Raw genomic sequence first — 16306 nt, 5'->3', positions numbered from 1 at the left:
TGCTAGATGCAAGTTTTCAGCTTACCTGCTTTGTATACCAATTAGATAGCTAGGGGGTTAGACCACTCTACTGTGAGCAATGCCGTCCGCCTCAACCTCCTAAGCAATCGAAAGTAGTCTCTATAGGTAAGAGGAAACCCAGAGCGATGAACTACAAGAGTGGCAAAGGTATTGCTGGGTGATTTTTTGTTTTGAGTAAGGGCGATACCTTCTCTTCTCTTTCAGAGACGCACTCGCGTTCTATCGGCAATGCCTTTCCTGCGGAACGCACTCGCGTTCTATCGTCTTTGACGAACACCAAGTTGGTAGGTTTTGCAGCAAAGGTTATAACTATCCCGTTATTTCAATGCAGTCGAACAGTAAAGGAGCAAGCCGATGGCAGCTATCAACGATCTGAGTGAGCAGCAGTTCTACCACGGTACAAAGGCAGACCTGAAGCTAGGAGACTTGATCGAGTCCTGCAATCCCCCGGATGTGGGTGAGCGGGATAGGATGGCAACCTATGTTTACCTAACCCCCAACCTGGATGCGGCTATCTGGGGGGCAGAGCTAGCGATCGGCTCAGGTCACGGCAGAGTCTACATCGTAGAGCCGCTCGGTCAGATTGAAAATGCCCCCGAACTCACGGAGCAGAAGTCTTTGAAGCATCTGTCGATGTCATACCGCTCCCGCGAGCCGTTGCGGGTCACGGGAGCGGTCACGGAGTTGACTCTTTATCATGGCACACGAGCAGACCTGAAGCCAGGAGACCTAATCGAACCCGGTTATCACTCTAACTACGGTCAGAGGAAGAAGGCGACCTACGTTTATCTGGCTGCCACTTTGGATGCGGCAACCTGGGGGGCTGAACTAGCTCTCGGCGAGGGACACGGCAGAATCTACATCGTGGAACCGATCGGTCCGATCGAGGATGACCTCAATGTGACGGACAAGAAATTCCCAGGTAATCCAACGAAGTCATATCGCTCGCGGGAGCCTCTGCGGGTCATGGGCGAGGTCATGGATTGGCAGGGGCACTCTCCAGAAGCGATCAAGACCATGAAGGATAACCTTGAGCGACTGAAGCAACTTGGTGTTGAGGCGATCGAGGACTGAGTATTTTTACTTGGCTCTTTTCAGAGGAAATTGGGGTTCCTTCAGAGGATAAGGGGCCGGGGAAAGGTTTTAAATCTCTTACCCTTTAACCTTTCCCCAGCTCTGACAGCGCATTTTTGGGTTGGCATACAAAGGTACTTGGCATTAGCGAGAAACGGGATATCAGATACAGGTTTTGGTTAACATAGAAATTCCCCTGACATTGCACATATTATATGCCCAAGACTTGGAACATCAAGATAGATAACTATTTTCAAGCCAATCCCAATTGCATCATCGCCACTGCTCATGTAGAATCGTTCCCCACAGACCTACCCCTAGAACCGAATATCAGGGAACCAAACCGCAAAAGCGCGACCTACAGACAAGTCTTCGACTCACTGACGACCGAACCCGAAAAATTCTTCTCTCGCCACAGTGGAATCGTTCTGTCAGCCAATAAAGCTAAACCTATCAAGAATAAAACTGAGTTAGAACTGGAGATATTAGAAGCTAACGAGGGGGGCAGCGATGGCATTATCAACGGTGGCCACACAGTATTAGGGTTTGAGCAAGCGAAAAATTATAACTACAATTTAAGTCAAGCGAGAGTAAAAGTTACCATCCACATCGGACTCTCGGAAGACGAGGCTAAGGATATAGCCCTGGCCTCCAACACGACAACGCCAGTAGATTCTCGCTCCAAAGTCAACGCTAGGGGTGATTACAAATTCATTAAGCAGTATTTAGTCCAGTTAGAGAGAGCAGAAGATAGGAAATTCCGCATTGCCTATTACCAAAACCAAAGCGGCGCTCCCAGGAATGCCCAGTGCAATGTTACCCATTTGCTCAAGCTGCTTTACTGCCTCGACAGAAATAAATACAACCCCGACGGCAATAAACGAACCAAACACCCAGCAGGGATGAGTCTTCCAAGTAACATCACAGACGCAGAAAGGGAAAGATTAACCGCCTTACTGCCTCTGTTGACTCATGCTTTGTGGATAGAGCAAAGACTTTACGAAATAATCCAAGACTATATCAGCAACCCTAGAAGAAAGGGTGCCAACGATTTAGCTTCAATAGATATACGTAAAACTACATTGTTGCCTGACAGCAAGTACTCTTTTGGGTTTGGTGCGCCAACCGACCTGGCATTACCAATAATTGCGTCCTATCGGGTATTTCTAGATAAGGACTATAAATGGATTCTGCCGTTTAACGAATTCGCCGAAGATTTTCTCCAACACCTGTGGAATAACTATTTCCGCAAATATTTGGTGTCGGAGAAAACAGCCGGAAATACAGTCGGTACAAAAATCAGCCGCAATCAAGAGATTTGGGAAAGTTTGTATATCTCAGCGCAAAGTTATCTAAATCAGCACTTGATGCAAATGGTCAATTCTAGTAAGCAAGAAGAAGAATCGAAGGTGACACAAGGTAGTAGCAAGAGGGGAAAAGGGAAAAGGGATGAACTCAACGCGACTACTGTTCCCAAATAGTTTTTTACCGAATAGGGCATGAGGTATGGGGGAACGGCACGAAGAAAAGCGTAAATCCCTGGTATTCCTGGATGAAAGGGTGTGGAGTAGCTAAGTTCGGGTGTGGGGAATTAAGAAGATGTTGAACTCCTTGACGCACTCGCATTTAATTGTCTAGAACACACTCAGCCTATACCCTGTTAGCAAAGAGATTTCACATAAATCTTCGTGCCATTCGGTATAGGGGAAAGACTCTTAGCCCCCCATGCCCTACCTGACTTTTCCAGTTAAGTCAGGAACTCTCAAAATAGCTTGGGTAATACCAGCTAATTAATTCTCAACAAGTTAAGTTTAATGACAAAACTTACTAGAGGTAGAACTTTGGAATGGAGGTATAGTAAGCGCTCACTGGATACCGTTATAAATGATTGCGTTATAAATTGAATTCAACTATTGCAATCTCAGGTTAATATTTTTAGCTGTTAAATCAGGAAAATTAATTCAGCGATTTGATTTATACTTTTAGGTTCGTCTAAATATCAAAAAAGTTAAGTTGTATGTCCAGCCTGAGTCCAGACATGGTTCGTATCTATTTGCAAGAGATTGGTCGTTATCCAATGCTAACCGCAGACCAAGAAATTGCTTATGGCAGGCAGGTACAGCAAATCATGGCAATTGAGCAAAGAAAAAATGAACTCACCCAACAACTAGATCGTGAGCCAACAATGGTCGAATTAGCTGTTGATGTTGACAAAAATGAATTAGAAATAGTTCAAATACAAAAGCTTGGGCAACGAGCCAAACAAAAAATGGTGACAGCAAACTTGCGTCTGGTGGTTTCGATTGCCAAAAAATATACTAATCGCAATCTGGAATTCCTAGATTTGCTGCAAGAAGGGGCAATAGGTTTACAAAGGGGTGTAGAAAAATTTGACCCCAATCGCGGCTATAAGCTTTCCACCTACGTATATTGGTGGATTACGCAATCAATCACACGAGCAATCGCAGAGAAATCTCGTACTGTACGCTTGCCAATTCATATCACCGAACAACTGAACAAAATTAAGAAAGTACAGCGAGAATTATTTCAGACACTGGGTCGTCCAGCCAGTGTTGTGGAAATTGCTGAAACTTTAGACTTACAACCAAGCCAGATTAGGGATTTTCTCAGCAGTTCAAAGCAGCCAATTTCTCTAGATGTAAAGATTGGAGATAACCAAGACACAGAACTTAGTCAACTTTTACCAGATGAGGGCATATCTCCAGACGAACATATCACCAAAGAACTTTTACGCCAAGACATAAATAGTTTATTAGAATCACTCAAACCGACGCAACGTGAAGTATTAATTTTGCGTTTTGGGTTAGAGAACGATCAAGAACTAACTTTAGCTCAAATTGGAGAGAAATTGAATGTCAGTAGAGAACGAGTTCGCCAAATTCAGCAGCAAGCAATCACTGTTCTACGTCATCAAAAAACTGAAATTAAAGAGTATTTAGTTTCCTAAAGGACGCTAAAAGTTAATATTTTAGCGGACTGAATTTGGTGAGAAGTGGGGATCTAATCCAGGATTTGAAAGTTTATTTTAACTGGAACTTGCGTGTCTCTAAAGCTCAAGATTCTCTTGTGCCGAATGCCAAAATCTAGCGATACTGACCCGCTTTTTCTCCTCTTCAACCCTGTAGACAACACGATATGGTTTAAGAATAAGCTGACGAATATTAGGGTCGTCAAACTCAGGTACTTTCTGACCTTTCAATGGAAATTGACTTAACTCCCTACTTTTTTCAAGGAGTTGCTGACCCAATTTCCTTGCAGCTTCAGCATTGCTTAAGGCAATATACTTGACAATTGCTTCCAAATCCCCCACAGCTTTGGGAGAAAGAACTACTTGGTAGTCCATGCTTCAATCATCTGCTCAACAGATTCAATTGACACTCCAAGTCCTTGGTCAATCTCTTCTAAACCCTCTTTTACAGCCGCGATAAACTCAATTTCTTTAACAATCTCACGCAGAGACACATTTGGCGGCAAGCGCTTCACAAGTTCAAGGACTGTTTCTCTATCGCTCATAGCAGTTTTTGCTTCTATGCAGATGACTACTGTAATCTTAACTCACGGGTTCACCTTGTAGCTTTTCTTTTAGCTAGACAAATAACTTTGATAATGTTTTCTAACCTGCTTGTTGAGAAAAACTTTATCCTAATCTGACTGCCAAGCAGCAAAGCTATATTGAACTGGAATTAAATCAGACATTTTATGAATCCTGTTGAATCTAATCCTTAACCTCCACCTTATCCTGAAAATCGGGGCAGATTTCACCCTGATACCCATGAGGATAGATCCCACAAACTAACAAGTTTTCCCCATACTTCTGACCATGATAGTTATTGCAACCCATGCAAGCTACTGGTCTAGGTTCTTCATCATAAAAATCAAAATCTTCACCCCAATCCTCTTCTGGCATTAACTTAGCATTACAGTTAGGGCAATATTCAACATCTCGCCCTTTGTCATCAACAAGGCAGGTGGTAAGTTTCCAAAAATCATTTGCAAACTCCTCAAAACGAGGATAGCTGCATGAGCATACAATTATTTATTCATTGGTTTCACTATCGGAATGTGCCGATAAATATTCTGGAGAGATTTTCCAATCCTGTTGTTTAGAAATATTTGAGGGATGACCACAAAAATCTATATCCCAAAGCTTTTGTTCATGAAAAACTCTCACTCCAAAAGATGTATAATCATGAGCCATATTTTCTAATTCACAATAATTCTTAGCTGATTGATAGTCAAAGTCACGTTTGCTAATTCTTAAACCTATCTCACGAGGATAAGTCTGAATTACCAAATACTCGCCTTCGTAAAATGGATTAAAATTTGTGGAGATTCTTTCGTTTAAAAATAAAAAATCTGTAGGTGTATCCATGATATTTTTTATTGATTTATCTTTATTAGATTCAGGAGCCAGGATTCAAAATTAAGTTAGGTATTCTTCCTTCTTAAAAGAAAAGCGATAAGCTTGACGGTATGGCGGGAGTTTACGGCTTGTAATATAGATTCTTAATTAAGCTGTTCCACACTCAAATCAATTACCTCAAGAACATCTGGCAACCATCGGACGTGTTCAATGATTTTATCGTGAGTACGAGCTTTGAAGATCAGGCGATAAAGCCCTGCCTCAGTCACAGTCAGCATTTCCTGCCCTTGAAGATTGTCATCACCAGGGGTATATATATTACATAGACCCCTCTCATCCGCATCAAAAGAAGCTAGAGTTTGTGAGACATTTTGGGTTTCCAGAATTGTGCATACATCCACAGCTACCCATTCTGGTTTCTCTGGTGTACCGACGAACCGATTCAACTTATTCCCCTTTTTGAACCAGCAATTTTCCAGACGCTCCAGCCGTAAAACCCAACCCAATCGCCGCTACAGTAACGCTGGGCTTAATAAATAACGTCGCAATTCCGATAACTGCACCCCAAAGGCAGCCATAACAGCAAATGATAATTAACTGATTTTTGGGTTTAGTCCTTTCGTCTGATATGGATTGATGGACTATGGCATAATCTTCGAGTTCACCAACGATTTCTGATAAAGAAGCACCGTACTCTTTTTCCAATCTACAAATAGCCAGCCTGTCTGCTTTAACTGGGCTTATGGCTAATTTTTGTAATGCTGTGGTTAATTTATCGCTCATTTTTAAACTTCCCGATGCTTCCACACTCTAGAAAATGTTTAAAAAAAATTAAAACTTGCTGAAGAGACAAAAATGCTCTATTTTTAAGCCGTACTTGGAGATGTGAGAATACCGGAACTTGACAGGAACTCGACCGGAACTCAACTAGAACTCAACGGACAGTATCACGAATGTTACTGCTTAACATTAAAAATGCTGAAGCCATCTTTTTCATTTCCGCACAATCGGTTAGTGTCAATCAATTGTGACAGGGCATTTCTCAAGTAAAGAACACTCTTTTTCTCTTCGCCCCACTTGCGGCTGTTTCTGATAGCTGCAAAAGAAGTTGGAGGACTAGCAGTAGCTGCAACGATCGCCACAATCTGTTCTAAATCAGCCTCAGAAATACTACTCTCTTCTACTTCCAGAAATTCCACCTCTTGATAAGGCTTTGAAAAAATGGACTCTAGATGATTAACTGCGTCTGACGGGGCAATCTTCTCTCCTCTGGGTATGACTGCCTTTTCATGCTGTTGAACTAATTCCGGGAAGAATTGAAGTAATGTTCTAGCTGGATCTGGTTGCCCATTCCCTGGGTGCAAATGGGTCTTTAGCCATTCGGGAATCATGCCCAAATTGCCACCGCTAACAGGTTCTCCAAAGTTATTAGGGTTGGCTTTGAAATATTCTCCACTAGCGACATTCATTTTGCGTAGACCACCAGCGCTAACCGCTTGAGCTACACAACCAATAAAGTTAACCGATTGCTTAAACGTATCTGCCAGTCCAGCCGTAGCTTTACCTACTACGCTTGTCAGGTTAGAGCCATGCAATACGATAATTAATGTACCACCAGACTTAGCGAAGCGAGAAAGTAAATATTGAATCGCCCAGGTGCGATCGCTCTCCTCTAACAATGACAGCAACCGCATCGCCTCATCAATTACTAGCAGTAAGTTTTTATGGGAGTATGGTTCGCTTCCATCTAAACCTTTAAGAAATTTCAATAAATCACGAGCGACGAGTTCATCAGCCCCATCTGCATCTTTATCCGGGTACTTAAGAGCAGAGGTCAAGTTGCAGGCAAAGGGGTAAACGTCCACCCCAGCTGTAAAGTATTGGGTATTCAATCCGGGGTCAAGTGCTGTAGATAATGTTGCCAAGATTGCTGCTAAGGTTCCCTTGCCACCTCGCTGAGTACCAGCGATCGCAATGACTTGAGAACTCATCATATCTTCTACTTGGAAACCACTTTTCGTTAAAGCAGCGATGAGTGCGTTTGCCCTATTAGTCAGAGGGAGATTAATTATAGTCTTTGGTACAAGCGCATTAGCTGATGGCTGTAACTCTGTAGGGCTAGAAAGCTCCACAGCTTGGTTCATCTTTCCAATATCTACCTGTGGCGATTGAAACTGCTTGATATCTACGGTCGGTGGTAACTGGACGTTTGCCTGTGCGATGGCATTTACCTCCGACCGATTCAGCCGACTGTCAATCGTCACATCCTGTAAATGGAGAGCCATGCTTTCATAAGTCGGTAGCTGACGACCCAAAAGCTTGCCAAACCAGCCAAACATCCAACGATAAGCATAAAAACGTTTTCCTGGCTCAACTTGGGTTAAATACTGGACAATATTTTCAAACTCAGCTAGAACAAAGGCGTACTCTTCTGCCTCGTGTCTTTCTAGGAATTTAACAGTATTGGCAAGATGATCCGCTCGATAATTGCTCCTAGTATCATAGTCCCCTAAAAGAGCTAGAGCGTTTACAAAGTTGCCACGTACAAAGGGTAAAGGTGCAATCTCCTTGGTTCTGTTGGAGTGTTCAACAACAAACCATAGCCACGCAGCACCACCAATTAAACCACCAACTACAGCCAGTGGGTTGACAGCATAACAAACCGCTCCTATGCCAGAAGCCACCAAGCCAAGTACACGGGTCATGTCTGCTTCGTTCTCAGATGCCCGTGCCATTTCAAATAATTGCTCTTTTCTCTCTTGCAGCCATTGGGCGATATTTCCGGCCTCCAAGTGAGACAAGCTAGGATATTGCTCACGCAAATGTTCAGTTTCTTTAGTTGTAATTTTTGGGATATTGATATTGTTACTTTGCATAAAAGAAATGCCTCCCTTGGTAAACGTTGCCGCCCTTTTTACAGTTATTGGGTTCTTGGGCGGTTTCCGTTCTAATCCTTTGTTAGTCGCCAAATGGCGAACCCAATTTCACCCGCCATCATCGTGCCGATGTTAAATAAGATACAGCCCAAAATCATGAATGGGGCTGTGTAGTCGAATGGGTTACGAGCTGCAAAGGTGGTGACAATATCAAACGCCCAAACAGCAATCACAACTAGTCCAGCGCTTGAGCGATCGCGTGTACCTGCGGTTTTGTAGTCTTGCCACAGCTGGCCTACCAAGTCAATCTTGCCACTAGGCTTGGTTTCAAGCTCATAAACCATGTGGTCTTGAAGTTCCCGCCTAGCTGAATCAGGGTTTTTACCGCGTAGGGCATGGGCTTCGATGACCTGAATACCCACAGAAATTATGAATGCTAGGTAAAAAAACGGGTTGAACATTGCAAATGGCACATTTAGCCAATTCCAAGTCGGCTCAAACCAAGGAACAACAGGCGGACATTGAAAGATTAATTGCCAAGTTGAATCAGCACTTATTACGGAACCACCGATAAATAAAATCCCGCCTACCAAGGCACGACCTGCACCACCGTTAGCAACAAACTGATTGACAATCGCAGCTGCGGCCCGAATGGGTAAGCCGACAATTATCACAACAGCCTTGGCACAAAAATCGATTATTTCACCAAGTGATCGCTTCTTATCTTTGGGCTTACCGTCGCTGTTACCAGTACTATTACTCTCTGCACTTGATGAACCATTAGCCATTATTTTCTCCTACTTTGCTTGATATTTGGAACGCTTTTACAAATCTCTTTGGCTTTGTGCTTCCACTTCCAAATTCCTTCTTCAATTCGCCCAATACATCTACCCGTTGCGTCAAAAACATCAACAATCTCATCATCTTGATAAAGAGTTGTGTCGGGTCTGGGATTGCGTTTACTGCTGTCAAAATAGTTGGTAATCCTCAGTTTTCGAGTTGTGGGCATGACTCCGGCTTCATATAACGCATCGCTGGTTTTTGCCCGTTCTTCTATGCGTGAACGCTCTAATTCTTCCGAGGCTTTTAACCGTTGAATCTCCGCATAAGCCCCCAAATTGGGTACTAAGGGGATGATTACAGGCAATATACAGATGCCAACACCAGCCAAAGCTAGATACAGTTGTTTCTTATACATGAGACTACTATGCTATAGCGCTTTCTTGGTACAAATTTTTCCCATCTAAAACAAGGCGTTTCATGTTTCACGCTGTTTCACAAGTCTGAAACATTGATGAAACCGTTGAAATAGTTTCGTGAAACAGTGCCGTGAAACAGTTGGATGAAACACTACCCTCCATAACGGCTTTCGAGCAAGGAATTGACTGGTGTTTCATGTTTCACGTTTGATGTTTCACGCGGGGGAATGCTGTTTCACGAGTCTGAAACACTGATGAAACCGTTGAAACAGTTTCATGAAACGTTTCATGAAACAGTGCTGTGAAACACTCTCGCTCATCACTCTTACTTTGATGCCCGTCCCAGAAAAGTCAATCCTGCACCAACAAGTAATCCCAACGGTATGAATATCCCGCTACCAATTAATCCAGTAGCGACAACGCTACCAACGAGATATGCACTGCCACCTAAAGCGCCAACAACTGAAGTAGCAAACAATCCCGTACTGAGAATATCCATGTCCTGATTTTTCTTTTGATGAGTTAATAGCTCTTGAAGTAATCGGATTTCGGCAACAGTGGCAACAGTTTCGTTTTGGATTTGTAACAATGCCGCCACTGTTTTATAAGCTTCTAAAATCGGATCTGCGTCCCCATCGAAGAAACTCTCTCCCGCAACAAATTGAGTCGCGCTTTGAGTTGTTCCTTTTTTTGAATCGACTTCCCCAGCCTTGTTGAGGCTTCTTCTGCCAAATTAATCAAACTCTGATCTATCTCGGTAATCTGGTTATCGACTTCCAACATAGATTGTTCAGCAAAAGCATCCAACACCGTCCCCTTGGCTCCAATCAAGGATTCCATGAACAACAAAGCTCCTGTGACACCAGTTGATGCACCCAAAATCTTAGATTGCTCATTTTGAACGGCTATAGCACCAGAAATAGTCTCTTTATCAGCCGCAGTCAACTTGTATGAGGCTTGTTGAATTGCCTCATCAGCTTTGGTGATTGTGGCTTCGGGTATATTTGCTACAGGTGATTGTTGAGGCTGTAATTTCTCACTATTGGTAATATCTTGGAATCTAGCTAAAATCTCCTCTGGAACTAGTGAATCGACCGTCCATTTTTGCTCTGGATATTGACGGCGCAGCTCATCAACTACTTTTCCTGGGACTTTGTTGAGAGCTTGTGCGAATTCTTTAACAATCATGATTTACGCTCCTAAAAACTTTTCGGGGTGATTTTTTAATTCAATTGCCACCTTCTTCAAAGAACCTTTGGTTAAAACATAACTTCTAATTCTTTGAAGCACAGGTAAGTGCCAGTTTGTCAACTTCGCTCGTCCGTTTAGCCCTCCATTATCTTCGTCCCGAAAATCCTCAAATTCTGGCAAGTACAAAGAAGCTAAGTCTAAATACTTTTGGAACTGTCTAATTCCAACTGATGGCTCCAATTTCTTGGCTGCCTCCTCTCGTGTTAACAATTGTTCAACTACACAGCTTCCTTGAATTAGCAATGGTTTCGGCTCCTAGAGTTCCGGTTGAGTTCCGATTGAATTCCGATTGAGTTCCGACTGAGTTCCGGTTGAGTTCCGATTGAATTCCGGTACTGCTAATACTAATAATAAAAACCCTACCGGCTGGTGAGTATGGTTTTTCTAATGACTTAGCGTCAGGCTGACGCTAAGTACCTGATAATAGTTTATGGATAGCTCCAAAATGATTAAGTACCTGTGGTTTTGGCTGTTGATATCTTGTACTACTTTCGTCAGCTAACCAATGACTTATTGTTTCTTCAGGATAATCACTAAGCCTATGCATCAGGTATATAGAAGCATTGTGAATTATTTTGAATTCTCTTGGATGCATTGGTTTAATACCAATGTTTTGTACCATACTGCGATCGCTCCTAGTGTAGAGTTTGCCTGTGGTGGGAATAGCCCTCCAGTGTTGAAAAATCTCTGCTTGATTTCTAGATTTTTTCTGTTTGCTATTCGATCAACAACAAGGGTGTGGGGGGTAGGGGATACAGTAAACGGGGCTTGTAACGATGCAGGTTGTTGAGGCTATCTCTCTTCTCCTGCACCCCACCCCGACACCCCCCCAACGGGGCTAGGTCATCTGTTCCACCCCATCAATTGCGTTCACTATTTCTTCCAAAACATTGAACGCATCATTTAGGACTACATCGTTTGATGTAGAAAAATGCTCTGACGATTGAAGCCTGCGATAATCCTTACTACTCCCCACAAGTTGCAACGTATATTGACATCCTTGCAAGATAGTGCGAATCTCTGATGTGGTTAATCTGATTTCCATCGTTGTTTCTTTCCCTAAAATTTGTCTCGTTGAATACTCAAACTAGCTCCGACTAAAGAAGTCCCTAAGAATGCAGAAAAACTGACCAGCATTGCACCCAGGCAAATATTTTTCTGTTGCTGCCAACCAGAAATGATGATGTTGGGGTTAGCATTTGTCTCGATAATCTCCATTCCCCAACACCCCATTGCTGCTACTCCTAAAAACCCAGTTAAAAGCAGAGAGGCGATTGCAGTTCTTTCTATGGTGCGGTCAATGAATACTTTGGGGTTAAATCTTTTTCGAGTCCGACGAAAAACTAATTTATTACGAGTGTTTGAAGGCAAAGATGATTGATGAGTTACTTTATGGATTTTCATTTCACTTCGTCCAACTCCACAAAAAATCCTGCACCTGTATTTGTCACTTTTACCAGATTGCGATTAACTAACGTTTGAATCACCCCCAGACTAAAATTTATAGTGCATAATCGAGCGCTGCCACCGCAACGGCGGAGGTACTGAAGGCATAACTGGGAATGGTCTTTTGGGACTGGGTTAGCTTTTTTAGGCATAATGTCTTTCCTGTTGTGGTTTGTAGGAAGCAAAGCGCTGGGTGAAAAAAATAGCCAAGCAGTATTAATGCTTGACTAAAGTGTTTTTGAATTTAAAAGGTGAATTTCAGTTATTAGAAACTATCCAGTTCGTCAAATTGATTTGTTGCAGAGTGCTTGTACATTTTGGCTTTATTCATTTGATGTGTGGAAGCTTTAATTACTGGGATTGCAGCTTCCTTAACAGAATCTTTTGCTTGTTGAAATAGAAATTGTGTTGTCCCTTGTGCATCTTCTTCTGCTGGGTCAATTTGTCCCCATAAGGAGCAACTTAACTCTAAAGATTCATAGTCACCTAAATTGAACTTACGTGTGTAAGTTACAGCAATAGTCTTGATTTCCATAATTTACCCAAACAATATTTCAAAATGAAGTGTAGCTATTTGGCATCTCTTACAAAGTGACGCTTCTCAAATTACAAATGTCGCCAGAAGTTCTTACTGATAGTCTTGAGACTGACTACCTTGGGTTCTGCTGTCGCTTCAGAGGCATGACCAACAGCCACCGCAGCGACTTGTGGTGCGGGTGTGGTTAACAAAGAATTGAGTAACTCTCGCTGATAGTCAATATCTTCTACTGTGCGATAAACTCTGTGGTAGTCAATTTGCATCCCTAAAGGTGTTGGTACTATTTTCAGATATTCATTTAGGGCGTTAATATAGCCATCGTGAAAAATCCTATTAGCAATACAAGGACGGATAATATTCAATAATTGAATAGCTCGTCTAATGTCTGCAACACTGCGACTAGCATCAATCTCTGGCTGGCTTTCGCTGTAACCTTTGGATTTCTTTTCTGCTACCAGATTATGAAATTTAGCAATGGCTCTTTGATGATTGGCTAATGTGTGGATTTTCGTTTGCACCTTATAACCGACTCTGCCCCACTGCACTGTTAAGTTACCATCTTCGACAATAGCCGCCCAGAACTTATTGCTGTTCTGGATAGTATCAACATACACTAAATAGATTTCCATGTTTTTAACCCAGTCAACTCGCTAACTTCTGGGCATTGCCCCATCTAATTTGATGTTGTAGTGCTTCAAGTATTGTTTCCGCTTCGTGTGTTGTTAGCCCATTTAATTGGGAGCAAATATCTACCAAAAGTTGTGGCGTATCCATACCCAAAAATGTGACAAAAAGTGCATCCCTAGAAGCTTCTATTAGTGTGTAACTGCTCGGCTCATGCCTTTCTTGCACAAATACATAATTTGTTAACACCATCCGAAGCAACAATTTGGTTTCTCTATCTAACTTCTCCAAATATGTACCATAATTATCAACCAGTCGGTTAATCAAGTCTGTTTGACCGTAGTAAGTTACTAAATCTGTTGTCATCTTTTTTTCACCTTCTCTTTAACTGATTGTTGGATTTGAAAAAGCGATCGCCCCCATAAAATCAGGAGACAATCGCTTTTTCATCAGTTCATATTGCGAAACTTAGCAGCACGTAGCGATTGAGTTTTCGCCGCAACCACAGGACTACTAGCCCGTCGTGCGGTGGATGCCCATGCTTGCATTCGCTCCACAGCAGCAGCATCAGTAACGGCAAGCGGGGTAATGGAATGGCTGCAATTCTCTAAATCTCCCAGCGTCACTTGCTGCGGTCGCCCTTCGTCAAACGCCAGTAGTGCCGCTTCTGCTGCTAGGGTTTCCAGTTCGGCTCCTGAAAACTTCGCGGTGGAAGCAGCGATCGCTTCCAGATATTCGCCTTCGACCACAATGCCAAAACGCTCCAGGTGAATTTTCAGGATTTGACATCGCTCCAGTTCGGTTGGTAAGTCAACAAAAAAGTTTTCATCAAATCTTCCCTTTCGCTTGAGTTCACTGGGCAGTATTGAAGGATCGTTACACGTTGCTACAACAAACACGCCAGCCGTACACTCACTCATAAATGTGAGCAGATTTCCCAGGATTCGCTGGGAAACTCCAGAGGTGTCGCCGCTACCAGACAAGGCTTTCTCTATTTCGTCTATCCATAAAACGCAGGGTGCAATCACTTCGGCTGTCTTCAAGGCACGGCGAACATTACCTTCAGATTCACCAACCAGAGAACCAAGGAGGGACGCAATATCAAGTTGGAGTAGTGGTAAATTGAGTATGGTTGCAATGTTTTTGGCGCAAATGGACTTACCTGTTCCGGGCGGGCCAGCTAACAATACGCCTTTGGGTTGCGGCAGATGCAGCTTACGCGCTTCAATAGTGAACAGTCGCCGCCGCCTAAGAAGCCATTCGCGCAGTAAATCGAGTCCGCCAAAGGGGATAGTTGCAGGTTTTCCCAATTCGATACCCATCTGAGCCAACAGCCGGGTTTTGTACTCGACTATCAGAGGTGTGACTGTAGCATCAATCAAAATACCATTCCGGCTCAGACGCTCTTTGACAGTTAGCCGCAAAAAATCGCTGACTTCCTCTAACGTCAGTCCCAGCGCTGCCCGTGCAAAGGTTTCTTTTTCTTCATAACTCAGGGACACTTGAAATGTGACATCCTGCTCAGTAGCAGATTCTTCAAGAAAAACCAGATATGACTCGAAGTGGTCTTGAATTTGGCCAATGTTCGGTAGTGGCACTTCACAGTAGGGGATGAGCCTTAACAAAGAATCGTGTAGTTCGATGTTTTGACCCAGCAGCACGATCCGTTTTTCTGTAGGTTTGAGTCGGTGGTAAAGGTTTTTCACTCTGGTCAAGATTTCCCAACTCATCTGTGGGGAATTCTTGCCAAGAAATGGGTGTATGTCCCCCAGAATAAACACGCCAACGCCATCAAAGTTATTGATATAGTCGAATACGAACAGCAACGGATCTGTATGAGCAGGTCTTTTGTACTCCGGCACCGACTTAAACACCAGCCCACCATCCGGTGCAATCAGGCATTGCTCCAGGCTGGATACTCCCAGGTTCCAAAAGAAAACTGGACTGTTGAGTTTTTCTTTAGCTTCAGTAGTCAGCCACTCAATAATCGTCGCTTCATCAGGAGACAGAACATCAAGTGCTGCGATCGGAATTTGTGAATCGAGTGTGGAGAGCAGATTTGAGAGTTTCATGTCAATTATTCAAATATTTCACTTATGAAATGGCGAAGCCTTTATGATCAGCAGTTACCAGCCTAGTTAAGACTGGTAACTGATGACTGATTACTGGTGCAAACGTGTTTGATTACTGTTCGTAGTGCGAAGCTGTGGTGCTGATTCTTCTTTGAAAATGCGTAGTTTACCGCCGTAGGCATCGCCCTCCACAACACCCAATGCCTCTTCAAACGGTTGGGTTGCTGACAAACAACTCAAACCCTCGAACCCCTCAGCCTCCACACGAACTTCACCTGTAGCATTGTCGAAATGTATCATTATTGAACGTTCCATATTTATCTCCTCACGTACTGTTGAACTTCCTGATGTCCAGCAAAAGTTAGCCGTAGAGTTTGCACGCTCCCGTTAGTTGATTCAGCGATCGCACATTCACCGAACCTTTCTTGTAACTCGGCGGCTTTAGCGCGAACCATCCGTTGTCCATAAGCCAGCATTAGTTTATTGCTGAAAAAGTCTTTGCCCAACTTCGGAATTGTCTCGTAGCTGTCGTGTATCACATCGTACACGCCGCTTGACTGATTCCATTTGAACCCGATGTCTGCACGGGCTTTTATGGTACGACCAGATACGATAATTTCAGCGCTTTGTCCTTGAGAGCTACCGTAGTACCCTTTTAGTGATTGTGCTATTTCATGAACTTGGGGATTCAGTTTCAAATCTTGTAAGGCTTGTACCAGACATTCGCGGTTGGTGAGCTTGGTTTTAACTGTTGAGAAGTGTGACATGAGAATTTTATCCCTATAGTAGAAGTGCGGTATTCTTTTTGAGGTGTATACTGC

Annotated in this window: 25 protein-coding genes and 1 pseudogene; 4 read left to right on the top strand and 22 right to left on the bottom strand. The window is 43.1% G+C overall.

All coding sequences use genetic code 11. The features are described 5' to 3' along the window. Nucleotides 1–375: 375 nt before the first annotated feature. The 4 genes and pseudogenes from HWQ58_RS22020 to HWQ58_RS22005 all read left to right on the top strand — a co-directional run. Nucleotides 376–693 (top strand): annotated as a pseudogene (locus HWQ58_RS22020) (NAD(+)--rifampin ADP-ribosyltransferase); the annotation flags it as partial. Further along, on the top strand, nucleotides 679–1095 hold the full coding sequence (arr, locus tag HWQ58_RS22015) for an NAD(+)--rifampin ADP-ribosyltransferase (protein ID WP_292867135.1): 417 nt from the start codon (nucleotides 679–681) through the stop codon (nucleotides 1093–1095). The pseudogene HWQ58_RS22020 and the gene arr, both read left to right, overlap by 15 nt. Nucleotides 1096–1310: 215 nt before the next feature. Next, the gene (locus tag HWQ58_RS22010; protein WP_292867131.1) at nucleotides 1311–2576 is read left to right on the top strand and encodes an AIPR family protein; all 1266 of its coding nucleotides are present in this window, start codon (nucleotides 1311–1313) and stop codon (nucleotides 2574–2576) included. A 536-nt stretch (nucleotides 2577–3112) separates the two neighbouring features. Continuing rightward, nucleotides 3113–4063: an RpoD/SigA family RNA polymerase sigma factor gene (locus tag HWQ58_RS22005; protein ID WP_292867129.1), complete on the top strand. Its 951-nt coding sequence runs from the start codon at nucleotides 3113–3115 to the stop codon at nucleotides 4061–4063. A 99-nt stretch (nucleotides 4064–4162) separates the two neighbouring features. Here HWQ58_RS22005 and HWQ58_RS22000 read toward each other — a convergent pair whose 3' ends face one another. The 22 genes from HWQ58_RS22000 to HWQ58_RS21895 all read right to left on the bottom strand — a co-directional run bounded on the left by HWQ58_RS22000 (nucleotide 4163) and on the right by HWQ58_RS21895 (nucleotide 16252). Continuing rightward, entirely contained in the window at nucleotides 4163–4459 is a 297-nt protein-coding gene (locus tag HWQ58_RS22000; protein ID WP_292867127.1) for a type II toxin-antitoxin system RelE/ParE family toxin, read from the bottom strand. After that, nucleotides 4444–4629, bottom strand: a complete 186-nt coding sequence (locus HWQ58_RS21995) for a hypothetical protein (protein ID WP_104899362.1) — start codon at nucleotides 4627–4629, stop codon at nucleotides 4444–4446. Before HWQ58_RS21995 ends, HWQ58_RS22000 begins: the two co-directional genes overlap by 16 nt. A gap of 202 nt (nucleotides 4630–4831) precedes the next feature. Further along, nucleotides 4832–5023 (bottom strand): hypothetical protein, encoded by a 192-nt coding sequence (locus tag HWQ58_RS21990; protein WP_292867125.1) that lies wholly within the window; start codon nucleotides 5021–5023, stop codon nucleotides 4832–4834. 129 nt (nucleotides 5024–5152) lie between these two features. Further along, nucleotides 5153–5488, bottom strand: a complete 336-nt coding sequence (locus HWQ58_RS21985) for a hypothetical protein (RefSeq protein WP_292867123.1) — start codon at nucleotides 5486–5488, stop codon at nucleotides 5153–5155. A 134-nt stretch (nucleotides 5489–5622) separates the two neighbouring features. Beyond that, on the bottom strand, nucleotides 5623–5925 hold the full coding sequence (locus HWQ58_RS21980) for a BRO family protein (protein WP_292867121.1): 303 nt from the start codon (nucleotides 5923–5925) through the stop codon (nucleotides 5623–5625). 1 nt (nucleotide 5926) lies between these two features. Further along, on the bottom strand, nucleotides 5927–6262 hold the full coding sequence (locus HWQ58_RS21975) for a hypothetical protein (RefSeq protein ID WP_292867119.1): 336 nt from the start codon (nucleotides 6260–6262) through the stop codon (nucleotides 5927–5929). A 173-nt stretch (nucleotides 6263–6435) separates the two neighbouring features. After that, complete coding sequence (locus tag HWQ58_RS21970; RefSeq protein ID WP_292867117.1) at nucleotides 6436–8355, bottom strand: hypothetical protein; 1920 nt, start codon at nucleotides 8353–8355, stop codon at nucleotides 6436–6438. Nucleotides 8356–8426: 71 nt separating this feature from the next. After that, complete coding sequence (locus tag HWQ58_RS21965; RefSeq protein WP_292867115.1) at nucleotides 8427–9143, bottom strand: hypothetical protein; 717 nt, start codon at nucleotides 9141–9143, stop codon at nucleotides 8427–8429. Next, nucleotides 9143–9553 (bottom strand): hypothetical protein, encoded by a 411-nt coding sequence (locus tag HWQ58_RS21960; protein ID WP_292867113.1) that lies wholly within the window; start codon nucleotides 9551–9553, stop codon nucleotides 9143–9145. The genes HWQ58_RS21965 and HWQ58_RS21960 overlap by 1 nt, the downstream gene beginning before the upstream one ends. Nucleotides 9554–9879: 326 nt before the next feature. Further along, nucleotides 9880–10152, bottom strand: a complete 273-nt coding sequence (locus tag HWQ58_RS21955) for a hypothetical protein (protein WP_292867111.1) — start codon at nucleotides 10150–10152, stop codon at nucleotides 9880–9882. 14 nt (nucleotides 10153–10166) lie between these two features. Next, nucleotides 10167–10742 carry a hypothetical protein gene (locus HWQ58_RS21950; RefSeq protein WP_292867109.1) on the bottom strand — a complete coding sequence of 192 codons (576 nt, stop codon included), beginning with the start codon at nucleotides 10740–10742 and terminating at the stop codon, nucleotides 10167–10169. A 3-nt stretch (nucleotides 10743–10745) separates the two neighbouring features. Beyond that, the gene (locus HWQ58_RS21945; RefSeq protein WP_190964851.1) at nucleotides 10746–11048 is read right to left on the bottom strand and encodes a hypothetical protein; all 303 of its coding nucleotides are present in this window, start codon (nucleotides 11046–11048) and stop codon (nucleotides 10746–10748) included. Between the two features lie 166 nt (nucleotides 11049–11214). Further along, a complete protein-coding gene (locus HWQ58_RS21940) occupies nucleotides 11215–11427 on the bottom strand; it encodes a hypothetical protein (RefSeq protein ID WP_194144376.1) in 213 nt (70 codons plus the stop codon). A gap of 216 nt (nucleotides 11428–11643) precedes the next feature. Beyond that, nucleotides 11644–11850, bottom strand: coding sequence for a hypothetical protein (locus tag HWQ58_RS21935; protein WP_292867104.1), 207 nt, complete (start codon nucleotides 11848–11850; stop codon nucleotides 11644–11646). A 14-nt stretch (nucleotides 11851–11864) separates the two neighbouring features. Beyond that, the gene (locus HWQ58_RS21930; RefSeq protein WP_292867102.1) at nucleotides 11865–12209 is read right to left on the bottom strand and encodes a hypothetical protein; all 345 of its coding nucleotides are present in this window, start codon (nucleotides 12207–12209) and stop codon (nucleotides 11865–11867) included. Further along, complete coding sequence (locus HWQ58_RS21925) at nucleotides 12206–12403, bottom strand: hypothetical protein (RefSeq protein WP_190964287.1); 198 nt, start codon at nucleotides 12401–12403, stop codon at nucleotides 12206–12208. Before HWQ58_RS21925 ends, HWQ58_RS21930 begins: the two co-directional genes overlap by 4 nt. 113 nt (nucleotides 12404–12516) lie before the next feature. Continuing rightward, nucleotides 12517–12786 (bottom strand): hypothetical protein, encoded by a 270-nt coding sequence (locus HWQ58_RS21920; RefSeq protein ID WP_292867100.1) that lies wholly within the window; start codon nucleotides 12784–12786, stop codon nucleotides 12517–12519. Nucleotides 12787–12857: 71 nt separating this feature from the next. Further along, nucleotides 12858–13418 (bottom strand): WGR domain-containing protein, encoded by a 561-nt coding sequence (locus HWQ58_RS21915; RefSeq protein ID WP_292867098.1) that lies wholly within the window; start codon nucleotides 13416–13418, stop codon nucleotides 12858–12860. 13 nt (nucleotides 13419–13431) lie between these two features. Then, nucleotides 13432–13779 (bottom strand): hypothetical protein, encoded by a 348-nt coding sequence (locus tag HWQ58_RS21910; RefSeq protein ID WP_292867096.1) that lies wholly within the window; start codon nucleotides 13777–13779, stop codon nucleotides 13432–13434. An 83-nt stretch (nucleotides 13780–13862) separates the two neighbouring features. Continuing rightward, a complete protein-coding gene (locus HWQ58_RS21905; RefSeq protein ID WP_292867094.1) occupies nucleotides 13863–15485 on the bottom strand; it encodes an AAA family ATPase in 1623 nt (540 codons plus the stop codon). 90 nt (nucleotides 15486–15575) lie between these two features. Beyond that, the gene (locus HWQ58_RS21900) at nucleotides 15576–15800 is read right to left on the bottom strand and encodes a DUF2997 domain-containing protein (protein ID WP_292867092.1); all 225 of its coding nucleotides are present in this window, start codon (nucleotides 15798–15800) and stop codon (nucleotides 15576–15578) included. A 2-nt stretch (nucleotides 15801–15802) separates the two neighbouring features. Continuing rightward, nucleotides 15803–16252: a DUF1257 domain-containing protein gene (locus tag HWQ58_RS21895; protein ID WP_292867090.1), complete on the bottom strand. Its 450-nt coding sequence runs from the start codon at nucleotides 16250–16252 to the stop codon at nucleotides 15803–15805. Nucleotides 16253–16306: the final 54 nt, after the last annotated feature.

The sequence above is a fragment of the Nostoc sp. LPT genome (assembly GCF_017115165.1).
Classification (GTDB): Bacteria; Cyanobacteriota; Cyanobacteriia; order Cyanobacteriales; family Nostocaceae; genus Nostoc.
The sequence above is the reverse complement of the archived record's forward strand: the minus strand, read 5'-3'. Positions and strand labels throughout refer to the sequence as shown.